Origin of the sequence: Psychrobacter sp. VH5 (assembly GCF_050572635.1) — a bacterium.
In the GTDB taxonomy this organism is placed as follows: domain Bacteria; phylum Pseudomonadota; class Gammaproteobacteria; order Pseudomonadales; family Moraxellaceae; genus Psychrobacter; species Psychrobacter celer.
In genome coordinates this window covers 422,380-444,631 of sequence record NZ_CP192145.1, presented here as the reverse complement: position 1 = coordinate 444,631, position 22,252 = coordinate 422,380, and the positions used below count along the sequence as shown (strand labels likewise).

Annotated in this window: 20 protein-coding genes; 11 read left to right on the top strand and 9 right to left on the bottom strand. The window is 46.9% G+C overall.

Annotation, left to right across the window (positions count from 1 at the left end):
* Nucleotides 1–2: 2 nt before the first annotated feature.
* On the top strand, nucleotides 3–890 hold the full coding sequence (locus tag ACNFVB_RS01910) for a type II restriction endonuclease (RefSeq protein ID WP_334220948.1): 888 nt from the start codon (nucleotides 3–5) through the stop codon (nucleotides 888–890).
* Here the strand turns inward: ACNFVB_RS01910 and ACNFVB_RS01905 are convergent.
* Together ACNFVB_RS01905 and ACNFVB_RS01900 are read right to left on the bottom strand one after the other, a co-directional pair.
* A complete protein-coding gene (locus tag ACNFVB_RS01905) occupies nucleotides 885–1,421 on the bottom strand; it encodes a hypothetical protein (RefSeq protein ID WP_334220947.1) in 537 nt (178 codons plus the stop codon). The two genes, ACNFVB_RS01910 and ACNFVB_RS01905, sit on opposite strands and share 6 nt — an antisense overlap.
* A gap of 9 nt (nucleotides 1,422–1,430) precedes the next feature.
* Entirely contained in the window at nucleotides 1,431–1,643 is a 213-nt protein-coding gene (locus ACNFVB_RS01900; protein WP_334220946.1) for a helix-turn-helix domain-containing protein, read from the bottom strand.
* An 89-nt stretch (nucleotides 1,644–1,732) separates the two neighbouring features.
* Here ACNFVB_RS01900 and ACNFVB_RS01895 point away from each other — a divergent pair, with 89 nt between their 5' ends.
* Both ACNFVB_RS01895 and ACNFVB_RS01890 read left to right on the top strand, forming a co-directional pair.
* Entirely contained in the window at nucleotides 1,733–1,981 is a 249-nt protein-coding gene (locus ACNFVB_RS01895; RefSeq protein WP_430737902.1) for a hypothetical protein, read from the top strand.
* A gap of 2 nt (nucleotides 1,982–1,983) precedes the next feature.
* Nucleotides 1,984–2,811, top strand: a complete 828-nt coding sequence (locus tag ACNFVB_RS01890; RefSeq protein WP_334220944.1) for a DNA-methyltransferase — start codon at nucleotides 1,984–1,986, stop codon at nucleotides 2,809–2,811.
* A gap of 7 nt (nucleotides 2,812–2,818) precedes the next feature.
* On the opposite strand, the gene ACNFVB_RS01885 is transcribed toward ACNFVB_RS01890, so the two are convergent.
* Nucleotides 2,819–3,859, bottom strand: coding sequence for an aminotransferase class IV (locus ACNFVB_RS01885; protein ID WP_430737901.1), 1,041 nt, complete (start codon nucleotides 3,857–3,859; stop codon nucleotides 2,819–2,821).
* An 8-nt stretch (nucleotides 3,860–3,867) separates the two neighbouring features.
* Nucleotides 3,868–4,539: a hypothetical protein gene (locus ACNFVB_RS01880; protein WP_430737900.1), complete on the bottom strand. Its 672-nt coding sequence runs from the start codon at nucleotides 4,537–4,539 to the stop codon at nucleotides 3,868–3,870.
* A 623-nt stretch (nucleotides 4,540–5,162) separates the two neighbouring features.
* On the opposite strand from ACNFVB_RS01880, the gene aroE reads away from it, so the two are divergent.
* Nucleotides 5,163–6,038: a shikimate dehydrogenase gene (aroE, locus tag ACNFVB_RS01875; protein ID WP_430737899.1), complete on the top strand. Its 876-nt coding sequence runs from the start codon at nucleotides 5,163–5,165 to the stop codon at nucleotides 6,036–6,038.
* 18 nt (nucleotides 6,039–6,056) lie between these two features.
* On the opposite strand, the gene ACNFVB_RS01870 is transcribed toward aroE, so the two are convergent.
* On the bottom strand, nucleotides 6,057–7,178 hold the full coding sequence (locus ACNFVB_RS01870) for an FUSC family protein (protein WP_430737898.1): 1,122 nt from the start codon (nucleotides 7,176–7,178) through the stop codon (nucleotides 6,057–6,059).
* A 570-nt stretch (nucleotides 7,179–7,748) separates the two neighbouring features.
* Here ACNFVB_RS01870 and ACNFVB_RS01865 point away from each other — a divergent pair.
* Nucleotides 7,749–9,569: an acyl-CoA dehydrogenase C-terminal domain-containing protein gene (locus tag ACNFVB_RS01865; protein ID WP_430737897.1), complete on the top strand. Its 1,821-nt coding sequence runs from the start codon at nucleotides 7,749–7,751 to the stop codon at nucleotides 9,567–9,569.
* 208 nt (nucleotides 9,570–9,777) lie between these two features.
* Here the strand turns inward: ACNFVB_RS01865 and ybaK are convergent, their stop codons facing one another.
* Entirely contained in the window at nucleotides 9,778–10,266 is a 489-nt protein-coding gene (ybaK, locus tag ACNFVB_RS01860) for a Cys-tRNA(Pro) deacylase (RefSeq protein WP_430737896.1), read from the bottom strand.
* 339 nt (nucleotides 10,267–10,605) lie between these two features.
* On the opposite strand from ybaK, the gene plsB reads away from it, so the two are divergent.
* Nucleotides 10,606–13,305: a glycerol-3-phosphate 1-O-acyltransferase PlsB gene (gene plsB, locus ACNFVB_RS01855; RefSeq protein WP_430737895.1), complete on the top strand. Its 2,700-nt coding sequence runs from the start codon at nucleotides 10,606–10,608 to the stop codon at nucleotides 13,303–13,305.
* A 117-nt stretch (nucleotides 13,306–13,422) separates the two neighbouring features.
* On the opposite strand, the gene ettA is transcribed toward plsB, so the two are convergent.
* On the bottom strand, nucleotides 13,423–15,084 hold the full coding sequence (gene ettA, locus ACNFVB_RS01850; RefSeq protein WP_430737894.1) for an energy-dependent translational throttle protein EttA: 1,662 nt from the start codon (nucleotides 15,082–15,084) through the stop codon (nucleotides 13,423–13,425).
* A 454-nt stretch (nucleotides 15,085–15,538) separates the two neighbouring features.
* Between ettA and ACNFVB_RS01845 the strand changes: the two genes are divergently transcribed.
* The gene (locus ACNFVB_RS01845; protein WP_430738450.1) at nucleotides 15,539–15,838 is read left to right on the top strand and encodes a GNAT family N-acetyltransferase; all 300 of its coding nucleotides are present in this window, start codon (nucleotides 15,539–15,541) and stop codon (nucleotides 15,836–15,838) included.
* A gap of 103 nt (nucleotides 15,839–15,941) precedes the next feature.
* Complete coding sequence (locus ACNFVB_RS01840; protein ID WP_192995764.1) at nucleotides 15,942–16,235, top strand: 4a-hydroxytetrahydrobiopterin dehydratase; 294 nt, start codon at nucleotides 15,942–15,944, stop codon at nucleotides 16,233–16,235.
* Between the two features lie 152 nt (nucleotides 16,236–16,387).
* On the opposite strand, the gene ACNFVB_RS01835 is transcribed toward ACNFVB_RS01840, so the two are convergent.
* A complete protein-coding gene (locus ACNFVB_RS01835) occupies nucleotides 16,388–16,543 on the bottom strand; it encodes a DUF1328 domain-containing protein (RefSeq protein ID WP_011512513.1) in 156 nt (51 codons plus the stop codon).
* 416 nt (nucleotides 16,544–16,959) lie between these two features.
* Between ACNFVB_RS01835 and ACNFVB_RS01830 the strand changes: the two genes are divergently transcribed.
* From ACNFVB_RS01830 to ACNFVB_RS01820, 3 genes are all read left to right on the top strand, one after another.
* Complete coding sequence (locus tag ACNFVB_RS01830) at nucleotides 16,960–18,246, top strand: saccharopine dehydrogenase family protein (protein WP_430737893.1); 1,287 nt, start codon at nucleotides 16,960–16,962, stop codon at nucleotides 18,244–18,246.
* Between the two features lie 239 nt (nucleotides 18,247–18,485).
* A complete protein-coding gene (locus ACNFVB_RS01825) occupies nucleotides 18,486–18,731 on the top strand; it encodes a hypothetical protein (RefSeq protein WP_430737892.1) in 246 nt (81 codons plus the stop codon).
* Nucleotides 18,732–19,039: 308 nt separating this feature from the next.
* Nucleotides 19,040–19,552: a hypothetical protein gene (locus ACNFVB_RS01820; RefSeq protein WP_201584520.1), complete on the top strand. Its 513-nt coding sequence runs from the start codon at nucleotides 19,040–19,042 to the stop codon at nucleotides 19,550–19,552.
* A gap of 172 nt (nucleotides 19,553–19,724) precedes the next feature.
* On the opposite strand, the gene ACNFVB_RS01815 is transcribed toward ACNFVB_RS01820, so the two are convergent.
* Nucleotides 19,725–22,247, bottom strand: a complete 2,523-nt coding sequence (locus tag ACNFVB_RS01815; RefSeq protein ID WP_430737891.1) for a Tex family protein — start codon at nucleotides 22,245–22,247, stop codon at nucleotides 19,725–19,727.
* Between the last annotated feature and the right edge of the window lie 5 nt (nucleotides 22,248–22,252).

Here is a 22,252-nt window from a genome sequence, read left to right as displayed (position 1 = left end):
AAATGAAGACCTTATACGCAGTAGAACATTTTGAGAAATTTATAGATACTTTAAATCTCAAAGGTATCCTTCAATATGACTATTTTGTCAACTGGGCGAAAGTTCTGAATAATATTGAACCTATAGAAAAGGAACTAAACCTTCTCAATACTGCGGTAGGTAAAGAAAATATTGAAGAGTTGCTATTCAATATTTTCAAAGAATATCCAAAAACAATAAAAGCCTTACCAGCTTTACTTGCTATTCGTGATAAATCTGTCAATATTCTTATTGATAAAACAAACTATATCCATAAGCACTTTAATTTCAAACAAAAAAAGTTTTCAGATAGCGATATAGATAGCTTAGTTGATTTTGTTATGAAAAGTGGACTTGGGGAGCTAATTAAGAATAAACAGATTAAGAGCTTACCTGACTATTGTACTGGTGTAGAAGTCGGGCTAGATTCGAATGGGCGTAAAAATCGTGGTGGCACCCAAATGGAGCAACTGGTTGAGTCTTTCGTTGCTATACTCTGCCATGAACATGAGCTAGAGTATCTTGCTCAAGCCAATGCAAAGAAAATTAAAGAGACATGGAATATAGAGTTACAAGTCGATAAGTCCTCTAGGATTATTGATTTTGTTATTTATAGAAAGCAAGATAGCAAGCTCTTTTTTATCGAAGTTAATTTTTATAGTGGCGGCGGATCCAAACTAAAATCTACTGCTACAGAATATATAGAAATGAGCCGATTTTGGAAAAATCAAGATGTAGAGTTTATCTGGGTCACAGATGGTAAGGGTTGGTCCAACACTCAAAATCCTCTTAAAGATTATTTTGAACGTGGCAACCTGTTGATTAACATTGATATGCTACAGAATGGATATTTAGAAAAAATTATTCTATAATAATTCGCAACTTACTAGATAGTTGTAGAGCTTTGCTCTGCCGCTATAACCCCAATAAGTTATGTCTTGCTCTATAAACAACCATTTAAGAGTAAGGCATATCTCCTCAGGCAATAGATACCCTACTGGTAAATCGAGACTTCTCAGATCTTCGGTTATCTGACTATCATTTTCACAATTATATATAGATGTTATTTTTTCAGCCAATAAAGCATAAGCTGCTTCATCATAGTTCTTCTTTTCTGTCAGATCTTCCACTATATGCTGATGAGAAGGACTCCTAGTTCGTCTAGTTCTTCCTTGAAAATAGATATCTCTGAACTGTATCCTAAAATCCATTCCTTTATTTAATTGTGTTTGACGAGCAATGATTATATCTCTATTCTCACACTCTTCGACGATATATTCATATCGCTGAGATTCATTAATATCACCTGGTAATTCATCTAAAAATACATTGATGACAAATCTACGTATCTCAGCTCTATCAAGACCGCTAGGTAAATCTAGTCTTTCAGTGTGCAGCGCCATAACCATTCCTTATATATTAAATAACTCCGATAAACTCATATCAAACGCACTTGCGAATAACTCTATATTTGTAAGTCTTAAATCACGCTCACCCCGCTCTACCATGCCAATGTAGTTATAGTGAAACCCAGTTATTACAGCCAACTGTTTTTGAGTAAGCTTGCGCGCTTTGCGTAATGTTCTGATACGCTGTCCAAACTTAATTAAAACCGAACTTTCCATTTGCAATCACCTTCAAAACTGTGTACCATTAAAAACACACAACTAGTGTTATTTCGATATTTCTGAAATGCGTTATCGAGGACAGTGCTATGATAAACATCGAAAACTTTACTATTAATGTAAATGCCACCCCATCAGAAACCGATGATTTATTAAAAACCCAAAGCCCAGTAGCTGTAAGGGATGAGCTGACTAACATGCTGCGTATTATTAGCGAAGATCCTCGGTTTCTCAGACAAACTGTTGTCATTCCAGACGAATGCGAGCAATATGGTTTTGTAGAAGGCGAGTTTGACTTACCCTCCCTGCTTTATTTTTTAGCCGACATGCTGGAATAAATATGACAGATCATTTATTTTTTCAAAGTGAACAAGCTGATTTTAGCCTGATGAAAGGCGATTGCTTGACACTTATTCCGTCGATAGAAACAGAATTAGATATGGTCTTCGCTGATCCGCCTTACTTTTTATCTAACGATGGTCTCACAGTAAAAAACGGCAAGGTTCAGTCTGTCAATAAAGGTAAATGGGACAAGCTAATCAGTGATGACGATGCCACTACTTTTACTTATGAATGGTTAGCAGCAGTACGTGAAAAAATGGCAGATAACGCCACAGTTTGGGTTAGTGGTACGCATCATAATATTTTTACCTTAGGTCGTATATTGCCTGAATTAGGCTTTAAAATACTTAACGTTATCACGTGGGAGAAAACCAATCCACCGCCTAATTTTTCTTGTCGATTTTTTACTCATTCCACTGAATTTATAATTTGGGCACGTAAGCATCCAAAAGTGCCACATTATTATGATTATGATTTAATGAAAAAACTGAATAACGATAAACAAATGAAAGATGTATGGCGGCTACCTGCTGTTGCTAAATGGGAAAAGTCCTGCGGCAAGCATCCTACGCAAAAGCCATTAGCACTATTAGCACAAATTATCCTAGCCTCGACTAAAAAAGACGCTATTATCCTTGATCCTTTTGCTGGCTCCTCTACTACAGGGGTAGCAAGTAATGTGTTAGGACGGCGCTTTATTGGTATTGATCAAGAAGATGAATATTTAAAACTTAGCCAAGCACGTTATAAAGACCTACAGAACGAAGGTAGAAAGGCATTTTTTAAGCAGCATTTTTATCGACTGTTAAATAAAACCGATGATTAATAGCAACTCAAAAAACATCAACCACCTCACCCGATAGCAAAGTAAGCGAGCTCATCGGCATCACCCCGCGCAGCGCATTACAAAAGAAAAGCCGCGTTATCCGTGGCAAATCCTCATCATGTAATGAACGCTCAACTACTGGTCGTTCTGTATTCGCAAGTGCATCGATGATTACTTGTCGCAACACCCCAGCGACACCCGACTGCGCCATCGACGGCGTATACCATTGGCCAGTGGTCAGATAATTGGCCTGAGTTTGGTCGTTATCGCTGCTGGTTGACACAGGTGGCGGCGACTCTGCTAGTTGATAAAACACATTGCTCATCGTGCCCTCCATCCAGTGTCCGCTCATATCGCGTAGCAGACCTTCGCCGATCTCTGGTTGTGGAGGGTTTGGCACCGGCTGAGCATTTAACCATTGCGCTTTGTACCGTTGCAGCTCACCGCTTGCGAGGACATTATCCAAGCGATTGAGGCTTTTGAGTCCAGCCAATGGCGGCGGTAGGCAAGCGATCTTCGCCGATAGACAAACGGCGGCGCAATTAGACTGCCTAGGCATCATGCGTCCATCAGGTAGCGTGATTTGCTCTGCTGTCTTGACAGGCATAGCGGCCACTTTTAGCCAGACATCACAGGTGCGACCAGCTGCATCAGGCGCATAGCCATAGCCGCGTACCGCCTGCGTACTACGCGTGACGACCAGCTTTAGCATGCCTTGTTGCAGCTGCTTGCCATAGACGGACAGGCGGCTCATGAGTGCTGGGCAGTCTATATCCAGCTGCAGCGCTTTTGCATGGCTAAGCAGTCGCTGTCGATGCTGCTGCTGCCACAGTATCTGCCCGTCGACGACGCCCATGGTGGTAAAGAAACCATCAGCGTATGCCAGTCCGCGATTGTCTAAGGCGACTGCAGATGCCGCTGATCGTTGTTTTGCAGCATCTAAGTCTAGCGCCTCTAGGTGCTGGCCGGCCAATTGTAGGCAGTGCCAAGCATTGCTCGGTAGGGAGGCGGCGTTAGCAGGCGGTAGTGCTATATCAGATGGCAGCATTGAATCGCTTAGCCGTCATCTGTTTGGGCGGCTGATTTATTGATGATCAGCATACAGCTATAAAACTCACACTTGGCCAGCTCGACTTTTTGACCACCGATGACTTTGTTTTTGACGACTTGACCCGTCAGCATATCGGCGATGACTTTACCACCATCGTCGCCCATCAGTTGCCGTGCCAGCTTGTAGGCTTTTTTGGCATGGTTTTGACTGTGCTCTTTTTCTGTATCTGAGTCGGTGGGATTGGCGTAGTACCAGCCAAGCTCAAGATATTTTTCGGAATCGATAATATCTAGATACGGCGCGTCGGTCTTCATAAAACGATATTTGGATGCTGGATTGCTGGCATAGTCGAGACTGTTTTCGTCTGTACTGAGCACCTTGCCAAATGTGGTTTTGATGCCGTCCAGCTCGGTGACTTTTAGAGGCTCTACCTTTTCATTACTCCATGCCGAGACATCGTATTTGACAGGCGTGCCCTGCTCAGCCACCGCACCGTCGAGATCTGAGTCTGAGGCCGCATTGTCTTGGACTTGCGGTTCAGTGACGGCCTGCGCACTGCTATCGGTGGCCGCATCTGAGGTTTCAGGATCGTTTTTGTTGCTATCACAGCCGCTCAATGACAGAGCCGTCGCCATTATTGTACCGACTAGAAGGGTCTGTAGGTTATTATTCCACATGGGCAATTTACTCACACTTTTAGATGGGTCTCAACGTAGTATTAACGAGCTGGCAGCGATGCCGCTGATAACGATGAATGATTGGGTAACAGCTTATACTTTATTCATTTGTACTTTATATTCATTTGTACTTTATAAAACAGTGATGCTCTACTCTATATAGTCAGTTGAACATAAAACTGTTGTATAAATTTAAACGCGCTACTGGTATAAATTTTACTTGCGTGCTGCGTTCCCAGAGGCTGCAACCTACGTTTAAAAATAGCATCCCAGTAGCGCTATGCGCTTTTTAGAGTGCATCGGCTATATAGCTTATACGCGCCTCATAAGCTTGTTAGTTTACCCAACTGCATAACACTTGACTACCCTTTACGTTACGCATCCCCCTCCCAGAAAGTACAGATTTGTTAAAAACCTAACCCAGCAAAGCCTTTTTCAGCAAAACCGTTGTCAAAAGGTTGTCAAAAAAACGCATAGCGTACTTCCGCTTCCGCATAGCCATGACTTATATCCATCTGCTCAAGCGTAGGGTTTGTCAACACCCGCGTTATCCCTTATGATGATTGGTCTCTAGCAGAGATTTATCGATTACCTTTTGCTCATTGTTTATTCGCGGACTCTCTATGACCCAACACTTTATCGTCGTCGGCAATCCTATTGCCCACAGTAAATCTCCTGAGATTCATGCCCAGTTTGCCGCTCAGACGGGGATGGATATCAGCTATCAGCGCCAATACTGTCCTGATGATGCCGCCAGCTTTACGGCGCTGCTCGAAGCGTTTTTTCATGGCGGCGGCGTGGGTGCCAATGTCACCGTGCCGTTTAAACAAGTCGCCTATGCATGCTGCGCGGCGCGTGGCGGCTTGTCTGAACATGCCAAGGTAGCAGGCGCGGTCAATACTTTATGGTTAAATACAGCATTGTTAAAAAACGGTGCTTCCGTCACTGAGGCCATTTATGGCGATAACACAGACGGTCAAGGTTTGGTCAATCATATACTGAGCTTGGGCTGGCCACTTGCAGGCGCGCGCGTGGCACTGATCGGCGCTGGTGGCGCAGCTCGCGGGGTGATTTTGCCACTGATTCAGGCAGGTATCGGTGATTTGAGCATTGCCAATCGTACAGTGAGCAAGGCGGAGGAGTTGGCTTGTGAGTTGAGCGCTGCAAGCGACGTGATTAACGCACATGCTATCTCGACTTGTGCGACAAGCGAGCTGACAGGAGCCTTTGACATTATTATCAATGCCACCTCTATTGGGCTATCTGGTGAGACGTTGCCACTGACAGATACGCTAACGGCTCATTATGCCTACGACATGATGTACGGACGCACGCTGCCGTTTTTGCAGCACTTTGCCGCTCGCGGCGCGCAGACATCGGACGGTTACGGCATGCTCATCGGCCAAGCAGCCCTGAGCTTTGAGCGCTGGACGACGCAAAAGGTAGATGTTGCTGTAGCGACTGCGGCGTTACATGATAAGGCAGTACATGATAAATAATACTGTGATAAATAGCGCTTAACCAACATGCGCCAGCAGCCAGTTTTCTATACGCCTTAATGGGCAACGTAGGCGCATCGAATGCATGGCCAGCCCGCCACCTAGGCCGGCCACGCAGCCGAGCGCCGTATCAAGCAGCCGCGCACGCATGACTTCCTCTGCTATCGGTGCCACCATTGAGGCACTGCCGTACTCAGCGATAAAGATAGTCAGCGGCGTGATAAAGATCACGGCCAGACCATAATGCCGATCGACCAATGACTCGATCAACAGCATCATCGCGAGTATCGAGGCGGCCACGCCCCACTGCGACAGCCCCCACGACAGCATCCAGCCGGCGACCGCCATGCCAGCGATAGTGCCGAGTAGTCGGTGTAGCTGCTTGATCCACATCGTGCGTAGCTGCATGCCCTGAACGATGATAAAACAGCTCATCGCCGCCCAGTAAGGATAGGGCATCTCAAAAAACATGGCGAGCGCCAAGGTTAAGCTGACAAAGCCCGCCACAATCGCACTATCACCGATCGTATCTGCTTCATAATGATAGACAGGCGCAGGCTTGACCGTACGCGTCATCAGCAAAAACAGCGTATACAGCGCCGCCAATAACATCGACGACCCGCTGCCCAAAACCACCAGCCCCATCGCCGCTGGCACCTGCGCCAGTGGTGTCGGCATAAACAGTGCTATCGCGCCTGCCATCATCACAAACAACCCTGCAGGTGGCGGCTGACGATAGTAACGCCCCAGCAGCACGACCCCAAAGGCCATCAGCACAAACACCGGCAACCTAAGCCATGGCAACTGCTGAGCTATCAGCCCCAAAGCAAAGCTCATCGCCATCGCAAACCCCCATGCCATGACCGTCACCAACCGATACGGCAAAGTACCCACCAGCGGTAGGTTTAAGATAATCATCGCCCCCAGCGACGCCTTAATACCTGAAGGCAGCGCATCAAAATATGCCCCGACAAACACCGGAAAACTAATAGCAAGCGCGGCGATAATGGGCGTGTGCCACGGTCTTTTGCTGCGATTGACCTTAAGCAGATGATCCAGCTCGCCATCGATGAGCGACTTGATACGAGTCCACAAGGCGGTGCGCCAAACGACATGCTGGTTGCGTAGTTTTTTGCCCATAATTGGCCTACTGTCTCCTAGATATAGGTTGCTTTAGTCGGTGGCCTACCCTGCTCTTTAGGTAATGCCTGCTTAGATAGTGCCTGCTGATTATTGTCACGCTGCTCTTACTCCTAGACCGCTGTGATAACGGCGGCTACAAAAGCAGAGCACTGATATAAAGGTTTTGATATAAAAGTGCTAAAATAAGACTGCTAAAAGAAAAGTGATGAAAGTAACAGACTAAAAAAAGCCCCATCATTCGCATTTCAACAAAACTAAAAGTAATAAAATTTTATTAAAAACATGAATATTAGTTATATATTGTATATTTGTACGCATAGAAGATTTATACTCATACAAACGCCATAGCAGCTGACTTTTATTAAAGACGTTTGTAGAGCTTTCATGGAAGACATCGACTGGCTGCTCTTCCCTCCATGACCACTGACAGACGACTAACAGACCATTGGTTATCAAATAGAGACAGTGTCTACCTCTATCCCAAATAAGTAAAGATCGCTTACATAAACACTGGCTCAACGACTGCGCCACAAACCTATGAGAGCGAACCAACCAAAGAGAGTGATTATGTTAACTTACAAAGCACCCTTACGTGATATCAAATTTTTGATCAACGATGTGTTTGATTATCAGACACACTACAAAAGCTTAGACAACGGCGAAAACGCTGATCCCGAAACCGTTGATATGATCTTGCAAGGCATGGCGGATTTTGCCGAAAACGTCCTATCACCACTTTACCAGCCTGCTGACGAAGAAGGCTGTCATTTTGAAAACGGTGAAGTCACCACACCAAAGGGCTTTAAAGAAGCTTATGACCAATTTGTAGAAGGCGGCTGGCAAGGCATCTCATACCCTGAAGAGTACGGCGGTATGAACTTGCCGATGTCCATCAACCTCATTAAAGCTGAGATGATCGGCACGGCCAACTGGCCATGGGCGATGTATCCTGGTCTATCTACTGGCTGTATCAACACCTTATTACAGTACGGCTCTGATGAGCAAAAAGCCATCTATCTACCAAAGCTGGTCGAAGGCTCATGGTCAGGTACCATGTGTCTGACTGAGCCGCAGTGTGGTACCGATTTGGGGCAAGTAAAATCAAAAGCCATCCCGCAAGAAGACGGTACGTATAAAATCAGCGGCACCAAAATCTTTATCTCAAGCGGTGAGCACGACCTAACAGATAACATCATTCACATTACTTTAGCACGCCTACCCGATGCCCCAGAAGGCACGAGCGGTATCTCGCTGTTTATCGTACCAAAATTCACGCCCAATGCTGAAGGTGAGGCCGGTGAACGCAATGCAGTCGTCTGTGGTTCAATTGAGCACAAAATGGGTATCAGCTCGTCTTCGACCTGTGTATTGAACTTTGATGGTGCGACTGGTTATCTTATCGGTGAGCCACACAAAGGCCTAAAAGCCATGTTTACCTTTATGAATACTGCTCGTATCGGTACAGGTATCCAAGGTCTGGCACATACGGAGCTGTCTTTCCAAAACGCCTTGCCTTATGCCAAAGAACGCCGCTCTATGCGCACCCTTTCTGGTACCAAAGACCCTGAAAAAGTGGCTGATGCAATCATCCACCACGCTGACGTACGCCGTATGCTACTGACGCAAAAAGCCTTTGCTGAAGGTGGTCGTTCGATGATCTATCACTCAGCGCGCTATGCGGACAAAATGGCACAAGGCGTGGCCAATGGCGATGAAGCAGAGTTTGAGAAATGGGATGACAAGCTAGGTTTTTATACCCCCATCCTAAAAGGGTTCTTAACTGAGCTGGGTATCGAGGCGGCCAAACACGGTCAGCAAGTCTATGGCGGCCACGGCTATATCAAAGAATGGGGTATGGAGCTGATCGCTCGTGATGCTCGTATCGCGACCATGTACGAAGGTACCACGGGTGTACAGGCACTAGACCTACTGGGCCGTAAAGTTATCTTGCAATCTAAAGGTAAGATCATCCGTGACTATACCTCAAGCATCATGAAATGGTGCGGCGAGTATGCGCTAGATAAAGACATGCGTAAGTTCGTTTGGGCATTGACCAAGCTATGTGCTGAGTGGAACACCTTGACCGTTCGTCTGATGCTGATGGCACGTAAAGACCGCGAAATCATCTCTGCGGCCTCTGATGACTTTTTGATGTACTCAGGCTATGTGATGATGGGCTATCACTGGGCGCGTATGGCAGCGGTCGCGTATGACAAGCTCAAAAACGGCGGCACAGAAGCGCCAGAGTTCTACCAAGCCAAGATCCAAACCGCTGAGTTCTATTTCGATAAGCTACTGCCACGCACCTCAGGTCATGCTGAAAGTATGGTTGCCCCAAGCGAGAGCATGACAGCGATGGACATCGACAGCTTTGCTTTCTTAGACTAAGACTACCCCTCGCACTCATTTATAACGATGAAGAAGCGCCTATGATTTAGGCGCTTTTTTTATGTGTCATAGAATATCAAAAAGCGAGAAAAATATCTGTGAGAAGATAAAAATGTGGTCGAGTTATATAGAGTGAGTGCAGTATAAAAACGATAGTCGCAAATACCGACAGCCATCAGCCTATCGATACCATGTCAATACCATGCTGCTAGTCATCGGTGATCGCAGCAAAATGCGCATTTAGCGTCGTCGCCAATTGATGCGGCGGCAACTCTATCTCTAAGCCGCGACGGCCACCGCTGACGTAGATGGCAGACTGCGTTTGAGCCGAGCAATCTATCATCGTCGGCAAGCGCTTTTTTTGTCCAAGCGGGCTGACGCCGCCTAGTACGTAGCCGGTCGTGCGCTCAACCAGTTTGCTATCCGCCATTTGTACTTTTTTGCAAGACAAGGCTTTGGTAGCAGACAAGGCTTTGGCCATTTTTTTGAAGTTTAAGGTCTTATCAACGGGCAATATGGCCACGGCAAGCGCGCCTGCATCGCTCGATACCACTAAGGTCTTAAAGACTTGAGCGGCATCTACGCCCAGTTTTTCTGCCGCCTCAAGACCAAAAGAGGCCGCTTGTGCATCATGGGTGTATTCGTGTAATTGATAATCCAGACGGTGTTTTTTGGCAAGATTGATAGCAGGCGTCATAAGAGGTTCACTTACCTTTTTTAATAGATACATTCTAATAGATATCAGAACAGAGCGGTTTTCATCAGTCAGTGCGTCCATTATTGCGCTAAACGGGTCAACTTTCAAACGATTGTACCGCCAGCTGCGCGCGCCTAGCCTTGTTTTTAAATACTGTCTTTCATTGCTGCCCTTAAGTGCTGTCTTTAAACGCTGTTCTCGCTTACTGCCTGATGACTGATAGATAAGCGATGACCGCTGGCATATGAATATTAGTAGTATATACAGACAGCATATATCGCTTTGCTGGCTTTTATGGCATCATAAGCGCACTATATTTGATGATTTTTGATACTGATTATGATACCGAAGTTCCTAAAAAAACGGATTTTTAAAGCGCCCGTCACCACGGACAACGCCGCAACTGACGGCCAACCAGTCACGCCTAAGCCTTATGCAAACGCCCCGATCAATCAGCTCTATCGCAAGCTATCGGGACAAATACTGGACGTCGCGGTCAAACCCAAACTACTAGGAGAGCTGCCTGAATTTGACAGCGATGATCAGACGCTCAGGTTTTATGTGCTGCAAGATTATTCGCGCTCCAATAGTATTTTGATTGACCTACAGACCCAAGAGCACAACCTGCCGCCTGCGTTGGTCGGCGTCCAAGATAGCGCTCATAACATCAAAGAAAACGCCGCTATTATCTTTTTAAAGCACCCAAGTGCCAAAGACAGCCAACTCTCGCCGCGACTATCGCGTTTGGTCTCTGCGGTGTTGCAGTATCCAGAGCTGAAGGTTCGGTTAGTGCCGGTGTCTATTTTGTGGGGACGCGCGCCAGAAAAAGAGGACTCGTTATTTAAGCTGTTGACCACCGATAACTGGGAAGACCCAAGCATCACCAAGCAATTATTTAATATCGGAGTGATGGGGCGCGATACCTTTGTGCAGTTTCATCCGCCGCAGGACTTGCGTGCGCTGATCCACGAACAGTTACATACCACGCCCGTAGAAGACGACCATGCTCAACCTGTCAGCGATGAGATGCCCGCTTATACCTTGACCACTGGCGCGGATGGCAATCGCGAGCTGGTGCGGATGTTGCAACAGCAGCTCACCACCTATCTGGACAAGCAGCGCGCCAGTATGCTGGGCCCTGATTTATCAGACCGCCGCAACCTTGTAGACAAGCTCGTGTACTCGCCTGCCATCAAGCACGCGATAGAAGCCGAGGCCAAGGCTACGGGTACCAGCGTACGCGAAGCGCGCAATGTCGCCAAAGGCTATGCCAATGAGATGGTCAACGACTACTCGCACTCGATCATTCGTGGTTTTTACAAGTTTTTGACGTGGCTATGGACACAGCTATATGATGGCGTCGAAGTCCATCATTTCGAGCGCGTACGCGAGCTGGCGGCAGACTACGAGCTGGTCTATGTGCCGTGTCATCGTAGCCATGTCGACTATTTGCTATTGTCTTATGTCATCTACAAGCGCGGTCTGAGCATTCCTTATGTCGCCGCTGGTGACAATTTAGACGTACCAGTATTAGGGCCGCTACTACGCGGCGCGGTAGCGTTTTATATTCGCCGTAGTTTCCGTGGTAACGCGCTTTATACCGCGGTGTTGCGTGAGTATATGCATACTCTCATCACCCGCAACACGCCGATTGAGTACTTTATCGAAGGGGGCCGCTCTCGCTCAGGGCGACTGCTACCGCCGAAGATGGGTATGCTGGCGATGACGGTACATAGCCAGTTACGTCAAACCAATAAGCCTGTGGTGTTCATCCCAACTTATATTGGTTATGAGCGTATTATGGAAGGCGGCACTTATATCGGTGAGTTAAAGGGCAAACCAAAAGAATCAGAATCGTTGATTGGGCTACTCAAAGTGGGTCGTAAAATTGAGCGTATTTTTGGTAATGTACATCTAAGTTTTGGTACACCGCTGCATCTTAGCGATTTTATGACAAAGTTCGATGTACCAGCAGACAGCCTACCTGCCGATCGCACCGATACCCCACTTGACGAAAAAACCAGCGCCATGGTGGACAATATCGGCGTCAAAATCATGCAGCATATCAACAAAGCCGCTGTCATCACGCCAGTATCGTTATTGTCACTGGTATTGCTATCAGCCCCAAAAGCGGCACTTGATGAAGACATCTGCCGCGAGCAAATCGCCTTGTATCAGGGGCTCGCCCAGCAGCTGCCTTATGCTGATGATACTTTTATCACCGATATGAGCCCGCAGCAAATCATTGATTATGGTATCAAGCTCAAGCTCATCGAGCGCACGCCGCATATCTTAGGCGACATCATTCAGATTGCTGGCAAGCAGGCAGCGTTGCTCAGCTACTTCCGTAACAATATATTGCACGTCTTTATTTTGCTGTCGTTCTTATCGGCCTTGGTCGCTCGTAATGGCCGTATCGAGCGCAGCCGTTTGGACAATATTGCCACGCAGATGTATCCATTTTTACAAAGCGAGCTGTTTTTGTACTATCCGGCGCACAGCCTAAACGATACCCTCAACAAAAAAGTCGATAGCCTGCTCGCTCATGGTCTTATCGTCGAGCTTGGCGATGGTATCTTGAGCGTCCCTGAGTCCAATAGTAAAGGCTATCAGCAGCTACAAGTACTGGCCACGCCTGTCGGGCAGAGTCTCGAGCGTTACTTTATGACCCTTGCCCTACTCGCGCAGCAAGGCTCGGGCAATCTGACTGAAAAAGAGGTCGTGGATTTGTGTCACTTGCTCGGTCAGCGCTTGTCGGTGCTATATGCCGACGACATTCCGGATTTCTTTGATCGGGCGTTGTTTACCAGCTTTATCAGTGCCTTGACGCGCCTTGACTACATACAAAAAGATGAAGAAACTGGGGTGCTGACCTTTGATCATCGTATCAATGACATCGCTCACCATGCCAAGTACGTCCTGACGCCTGATATGATGCAAATCTTGCAGCAAGTCGCAAGCTTAGACGAAGAAGAGATTACCCACGCGATTACTGAGATTAGCAATAAAAAGCAGCGTAAATTTGGTCGTAAGCGTTAATTGATACCGTTATATTAAGCTGCTCAAGATATTGAGCAGCATAAAAAAGACCTCTAACTGATTAGAGGTCTTTTTTTATTGAGCACTATATTTTATTGAGTACCATAAGCACCGCTCTTAGGTAGAAATCTTTTTATACTTCATACGCTTAGGAGTAGCATCATCACCCATGGTCTTTTTGCGATAGGCTTCAAACTCAGAGTAGTTACCATCGAACCATACAGGGCCTTCTTCTTCGAACGCCAAGATGTGGGTGGCGATACGGTCAAGGAACCAGCGATCATGCGAGACGACCATGACCGTACCTGGGAATACTTGAATCGCATCCTCTAGCGCACGTAAGGTTTCAACGTCCAAATCGTTCGAGGGTTCATCGAGTAGCAGTACGTTTGCGCCTTGCTTCAAAGTCTTCGCCAATTGCAAGCGGTTACGCTCACCACCTGATAATTGACCGACATGTTTCTGCTGGTCTGAGCCTTTGAAATTAAAGCGGCCAATATAGGCACGGCTTGGCGTGGTGTAGTCACCGACAGTAATCATGTCAAGGCCGTTTGATACTTCTTCCCAGACGGTCTTTTTGTCGTCTAGGTTGTCACGCACCTGACCAACATAGGCAACCTTGACACTTTCGCCCAGCTCGACTGAGCCAGTATCTGGGGTATCACGCTCAGTAATCATGTTAAATAGCGTGGTTTTACCCGCACCGTTTGGCCCGATGATACCAACGATAGCACCCGCTGGGACATTGAAGCTAAGGTCTTTATATAGCAGACGATCGCCAAATGACTTGGAGATGTTATTGACCTCGATAACTTTATTACCTAGACGCGGACCGGGCGGAATATAAATCTCAGCGGTCTCATTTCGCTGCTGGAATTCTTTTGAGTTCAGCTCTTCAAAACGCTGTACACGAGATTTAGATTTGGCTTGTTGGCCTTTTTGATTTTTACGAATCCACTCAAGCTCTTTTTTCAGTGCTTTGGCAAAAGACTCTTCTTGCTTTTGCTGCTGCTCAAGACGGTTGTTCTTTTGCTCGAGCCACTCAGTATAGTTACCCTCATAAGGATAGCCATGGCCACGGTCCAGCTCCAAAATCCACTGCGCGACATTGTCTAAGAAATAACGGTCGTGAGTAATGGCGACGATGGTACCACTGTAGTTTTGCAAGAACTGCTCAAGCCACGCGACAGATTCGGCATCCAAGTGGTTGGTCGGTTCGTCAAGTAGTAGCATATCAGGACGTGACAATAGCAGACGGCATAGCGCCACACGGCGTTTTTCACCACCAGATAATTTGCTGACATCTGCATCCCATGGCGGCAGACGTAGCGCATCAGCGGCTTTTTCGAGCTGGGTATTTAGGTTATGAGCGTCCCACGCTTGGATGATGTCTTCCATCTTGCCTTGCTCTTCGGCCAGCTTATCAAAGTCGGCATCGGGCTCTGCGTATTCGGCATAAATCGCATCCAAACGCGCGAGCGCATCTAACGCCTCACGCATACCGTCTTCGACGTTACCACGGACGTCTTTGCTATCATCAAGCTGTGGCTCCTGCGGTAGGTAACCGACTTTGGTACCTGTTTGCGCGCGCGCCTCACCACTAAACTCAGTATCGACACCTGCCATGATACGTAGCAAGGTAGACTTACCCGCACCATTGATACCTAGCACACCAATTTTGGCACCAGGGAAAAACGATAGGTTGATGTTTTTTAGAATCTCACGCTTAGGCGGAACAAGTTTTGACACGTTGTTCATCGTGTAAATATATTGAGCCATTAACACTCCGATAGACTGCATAGACAAGGCGTGACAGTCGCACTTTGCACGGATGCTCAGTGGGCTGCGCCTCAAAAATCAGGGTTGTAAATTGTCTGCCATTATCGCATTGTGGCGCATACCCTGCAAGCGAGTAGACGGCTTTCGTGCCTTTTCTGCTAAAGTATTGGATTAATTGGTGAAATATGCCAACCTTATCGAGTTTTTTGACGGCCGCAACGAGCCTTGACGATTTTGATAAGGGTAGGCTATCGTAACATTTACCCTATCCACGATTACCCGAAAGGGCTATAAATCTACTCGCAGGCAGCGCATAATAAGGCTTAACGTATTTGGGCAGATAATAAATAGGCAATAACGCCATCTATCATCGATCTAGAGCTTTCGTATAAGAGCCACTGTCTAAATACCTTCAACCTAAAGCTATCTGATAAAACCAACAACGGAGTATATGATGAGTACACAGGAATTTACTGCAGACAACGCCCCAACCATCACCCACAACGAGTCCGCAAACCGCTTTGAGACCACCATCGACGGTCATACAGGCTACATCAGCTATCAGGAGCGCGACGACAAGCTGGTGTATGACCATACCATCGTGCCAAAAGAGCTAGGCGGCCGTGGTCTTGGTACAGCACTGGTCAAGCATTCTCTCGACTATGCGCGCGCTCATGATAAAAAAGTGGTGCCGCAATGCTCATTTGTCGCCTCCTACATCAATAGACGACCTGAGTATCAAGACTTAGTATAAAAAATTTGATATAAAATACTTGATATAACAGACTGTTCGCCAGTCAGCTGACGTCATCGTTATTTTTAATAAACCAAACCACATAACAATAAAGGTTATTAATATGAGTAGTTTATCTGACAAACAAATCAACCTACAGTTAGAAGATCTGGCAGGATGGCAACGTGACGGCAATAGTATCGTCAAGACCTATCACTTTAGCGACTTTATCGAAGCCATGAGCTTTATGAATCAAGCCGCTTTTCATGCAGAGGCGCTCGAGCATCATCCTGAATGGCGTAATATCTACAATGTGGTAGAAGTGCGCTTGACCAACCACGATACAGGTGGCATCTCAAGCTTGGATATCCGTTTGGCCAAACGTATGGAGCACATCATTCAGCCCAAACGCTTATAAGCGCTATCTGACAGACAAACACAGCAGCCAAAAAAAGTCCTCGATTCAAATCGAGGACTTTTTTTAACAAACATACTCAAGCATCTTGCCTGTATATTTAAACTTGCCTGCATATTTAAAATAGTTAAACATCTTAGCCGCTTAACTGCCGACTACATACGGCGGCTTACAAATGCGACGATAAATAAAATCACCGCCAATGCCAATAAAATATACGCAAAGTTTGCTGATAAGCCTGCGACACCGCCGAAGCCCAAGAAACTTGCTAACAATGCGATAACGGCAAAAATAATAGCCCAGCGAAACATAATCTTCTCCTTGAATGATAATCAAAACCAGATCGCAGATCTGTCTGCTATCCCTTCTTTTCATACTCATTAATTGTTGTTTTTTTATACCTATTACAACGACTTACGACCATAGATTAGCAACATTTGTCGCCAGACAACGTTCATTTTGGTAATAATATCGGTGGATTATGTAACCTTTGTAGCAAATCTTAATACTCGCCAAATCTTGTTTTTGTTTATAAAGATTGTGTGTAGCGACAGATGGTGTTTTATAAGTCACGCTTTTTTTGTCCGTTAAAATCGCAATCCAACCATAAAATGACTGCCAGTACTGCACTTGACCAGATGATCATTGAGCAAAAGTTGCTATGATGATGGTAGCTACGATAATGAACGAGCCGCTACAAACAACCATTCATATAAGGAAGAGAGTTATGGATACCAATACGGATACGACCAATCACACCACTGCAAACAACACTGAAAAACGACCTTATGCGGTCGTGCTTTATGGAGCGACCAGTTTTGTCGGGCAAATCACCGCTCATTACTTGACCCATTTTTTGTCAAATGCCAAAAACAAAGACGGCTCTAATGTCACATGGGCCATCGCCGGCCGTGATGAAGCAAAGCTAAACGACTTGCAGTCCAAACTTGCCAGCAAAGTCGACACCATCATTGCCAATAGTAACGACGCCGCCAGCCTCGATGCGATGACCAAACAAACCCAAGTCATCATCTCAACCGTCGGCCCCTACCTCAAGTACGGCGAGCCCCTGATCAAGTCTTGTGCAGAAAATGGCACCGACTACGTCGATCTGACCGGTGAAGCCATCTTTATCAAAGACATGATGGATAAATATCAGGAGACGGCAAAACAAAGTGGCGCTCGTATTGTCAACTCCTGTGGGTTTGACTCTATTCCTTCAGATTTGGGGGTTTATTTTACCCAAAAGCAAGCCGAAGAGAGATTTGGTGAGACATGTGATGTCATTCATATGCGCGTCAAGGCGGCAAAAGGTGGACTGTCTGGCGGCACTATTGCCTCAATGGCAACGATATTTGAAGAAGTCGGAGAAGACAAATCACGCCGCAAGCAAGTGGCCAACCCTTATTTGCTAAACGATGATAAAGACGCGCCAAACGTACGCCAAGAGAACATCAGTAAACCCAAATACGACAGCGAGCACAAGCGCTGGCTTGCGCCCTTTGTCATGGCCAGTATCAACACCCGTATCGTCCATCGCACCAACCAACTGCTCGGCTATGAGTACGGGCGTCAGTTTAAATACGATGAAGCAATGTGGATGAAGGATGGCGTCAAAGGTCAACTATCGAGCTATGCGATGAGCGCAGGCTTATTTGGGTTTGCCACAGCGATGATGATCAAGCCCAGCCGTGAGCTACTATCTAAGCATGTGCTGCCCAAGTCAGGCTCTGGCCCTTCTAAAGAAGAGCAAGAAAACGGCTACTTCGATATTCGTCTGTTTGGTCAAACCACTGACAACCAGACCATCAATACCAAAGTCACCGGCGATAAAGACCCAGGTTACGGCAGCACTTCGCGTATGCTGGCACAGGCTGCTCTTTGCTTGGCACAAGATATCAGCAAAGACGATGTGGCCGGTGGATTTTGGACGCCAGCCGCCGCGATGGGCAATACCTTACTGTCGCGCTTAGAGGAGCATGCTGGCCTTCATTTTGAAGTAGTCGATGCCTAACATTATTATCATGGGTAGATGAGGAGCTGCATCACATTCATCCCAGACGTACTGTACTTATTTTATAGCAGATCGACTATAGTCTCTGACCGTGTCTTATTTATAAGGTGCGGTTTTTTATGGCAAAAATTTTAGAAAATGTAGTGAAACATCAAATGACAAATCTGAGCGGCTGTTAATAAATACAACTCGTCACTGAAGCGCGCAGCGTAGAGCCTGTCGTCGTCGAAACAACGCGTGTGATACGTCCAGCCAAGTACAGCGTCAAAGAAGTCATTATCGCTCCAGACGATCAAATCAAACGTGTCAACACCACTCAAGGCACGGCAATCGCCATCGAAGATAGTACCAATCGCGCTGTGATTGTGGGCGCAGAGGCCGATACCGACGTCCTTGATAACACAGAAATCAACCAAACCTTCCCTGTGGTTCGCGTTCCTACTTCTGACGAGATGCCTCAGGTAACGAAAGAGGTAAATGAATAAAGGATTGGCATATAACCTGTTTTAAATACGCGCTCAAAGCGCCAAAAAACGAAGATAACCAAAGACAAGCTTGGATAGATATTGTCGCAAATGTATTACCAACGTTTCATAATGTCACAAGAAAACACCAATCTGTTAGAACCTTAATGACTTTACTACTGAAATACTGGCCCTAGAGCTGGTACTTTGCGTTTGGGAATAATAACAAGATCGTATCAGCACATAAGGTAGTGACTCAAAGTTCACCATCTTATGCGCGGATTTGTGGTTTTGTACATAATCATCTTATTATATTTTGGAGTTTTATTATGAAAAACACGGCTTTATCACTACTTATGGGTGCGACACTTATCTTACCAACCATGGCGATGGCAGCCCCAGTCAACACAGCAGAGGTGACCCCAGCGGATAAACTGGCCGAACCCGTAGACAATACCTTACAAGCTGAAGTCGAAGGCCCAGATGGTGAGTTACTTGCCACTCAACCTGGCGCTGTAGAAAGTGAAGAGGCAGTTGCTATCACAGATGCAGCAGCCATGGAGGTGGCGACTAACGAAGCTACTGAGGAAGAAAATGATGCAATGGCAGCGGCTGGCATGCAACCTGCTCAAACCGAGCAGCCTGCACCAGCACTCAACATGCAGCACAGTGATGCAAACTATCAGCCACTATTAGCAGGTGAAGGCGCAACCGACGACGAAGCTGCCAACACAGAAATCACATTACAAGAAAAGAAAAAAGACAAGCGTGGTGAGCTACTCGCAACGCAGCCTGCGGATGTCGAGTTTAAAGAAAATCGCCGTATCGCTATCGCACGCTAAGATTTGGGCGCAATAATAGCGTCTCGATAATAGCAGCGCCTCAATTATAGCGTCGCCAACAAACAGCATAAACACAGATAGTATTTTGCCTAGTAAGGCACAATTGATACAAGCGTATGACACAAAAAAGGCAGCCCAATGGCTGCCTTTTTTCTATTTTTTATAATACTGATTATTTTTTGCTTTTGGTCACGCCGGCTTCTTGTAGCAGTGCACCCAAAGTCCCCATTTTGGCTGGTGTGTCGGCTTTTTGAGCCTTGCTGCGGTTCGAGGCACTGTCATTAGCTTGACGATGGTCACGCGGTTTTGTTGCACGTTTATCCGCTGGCCGCTTATTGTTTGGACGATTGCCGCGCGGGCGGCTCGCTTTTTCATCACCACCAGTATTGCGGGTCGCAGGCTTGGCGGCTGGCCGCGCTGATTTTTCTGCTTCAGGCTTCATGCTAAAGCCAATACGGCCACGTTTTTCATCAATGGAGATGACACGTACCGAGACGATGTCGCCTGGTTTGACACGGTTCATCGGATCAGCGACAAAATCATTGGCCATCTGCGAGATATGTACCAGCCCGTCTTGATGCACACCGACATCTACAAAACACCCAAAGGCGGTGACGTTGGTCACCACGCCTTCTAGCTGCATGCCTTCGCTTAAGTCTTTAATACTATTGACGTCTTCACGGAAGTTAGCGGTCTTAAACTCAGGGCGTGGATCGCGCGCAGGTTTTGCCAGCTCTTCAATGATGGCTTTTACACTGACATTGTCGTCATTGGCCGCCAGTGCTGTGGTATCAATGCTATTTAATACGCCGTCATTACCCAGTACATCTGGCAATGCTTTACCGGTTTGCGCCAGCAAGCTATCAACCAGCGCGTAGCTCTCTGGATGAACGCCTGTCGCATCCAGCGGGTTGCTGCCACCGTGGATACGCAAAAACCCTGCCGCTTGCTCAAAGGTCTTGACCCCGAGGCGTGGCACATTTTTGAGGGCTTCACGGCTATCAAAAGCGCCGTGCTCTTTGCGGTAAGTCACGATTTGCTGAGCGACGTTTTTGTTTAGACCAGCGATATGCGCCAAAATAGCTGGGCTTGCAGTATTCACATCAACACCAACCGCGTTCACACTATCTTGCGTGACTTTATCAAGGCTGTCGGCCAACTGGTTTTGGTTGACATCGTGCTGATATTGACCCACGCCAATGGCTTTTGGATCGACTTTGACCAGCTCAGATAGCGGATCTTGCAAGCGACGGGCGATAGAAACCGCACCGCGTACCGAGACATCTAAATTAGCAAGCTCATCACTGGCAAGCTCACTGGCAGAATAAACAGACGCGCCTGATTCATTGACGATCACGGCTTTGGCTTTTAATTCAGCGTTGGCGGCCAAAATCTCTTTGATCATCGCATCGGTTTCGCGGCTGGCCGTACCATTACCGATAGCCACCAAATCAACCTGATAAGTGCTTAATAACTCATCGATGATTTTTTTGGCTTCATCCATCTTATTATCAGGAGCAAACGGATAGACAGTCGCCACCACAGGCTTGTCTTCATTATCTAACATGACATGACCTTGGGCATCGACAACTGCCATCTTCACGCCGTGACGAATACCTGGATCGACGCCCAAAATCACCTTGCGGCCAGCAGGTGCAGCCATGAGTAGATGCTGTAAGTTACTGGCAAACACCTCAATTGCATCGGCCTCAGCGGTCAGACGTTTTTCGGTCAATAAACGATGCTCGATATGCGGGCGCCATTTATCCTTCCAGAGACTGGTCGCCGCTTCCTGCAAAAACTCACGACGGGCAGCAGGCGCTTTGGCATCGATATCAAAATGACTGATGATTTTTTCGATAAAGGGAGCGTCTTCGCCATCAATCTTTAGGCCCAAGACGTTTTCTTGGCGTCCTCGCAGCATTGCAAGCAGGCGATGATTGGGCAGGCGCGCTAGGCTCTCACTGTGTTCAAAGTAGTCTTTGAATTTTTCGCCCACTTCGCGTTTTTCGTCACTGGCGACAGTCGATACGATGCTCGCTGTCTTTGCAAAGCCATTACGCAAGTTATCAAGCAAATCCAGCGCTTGCGTCCATTCATCAACGATGATGGCTTGTACGCCCGCCAGTTGTTTGTCTAGATCACCAAAGTCGACCTCTATCTCATTGCCTTTGTCATCAGAGATACTGGCTGGTGCCTCATAATCTGCCAATGCATCAGTTGGGGTAATCTCTTGGGTCAACAGCGCTTGTGCCGGTACATCCAAACCGGCGGCGCGGGCTTTGGCCGCAGGAGAGCGGCGGCGCGGACGGTATGGCAGATAGATGTCTTCTAGCTCAAGTTTCGATGTCGCATTGTCAATGCGCGCCTGCAGCTCATCTGTCAAGTTGCCTTGCGTGCTGAGCAGCTCAGTGATTTTGAGGCGGCGGCTGGCCATGTCACGCTCATAGTTGAGCGATTTTTCTAGCGCTCGCAGTTGTGCATCGTCAAGATTTTGCGTCTTTTCTTTACGGTAACGGGCGATAAACGGAACTGTCGCGCCTTCATCATAAAGTTTGACAAACGCATTGACTTGAGCAGTCTTAATGCCAAGCGCGCGAGCAAGCTTGTCGTGAATATTCGCGTGTGTGGTTGCATCCAAAACCTGTGTATTTGTCTGGGTTTGAGATGGCGTTAAGGTATCAGTGCTACTCATATACG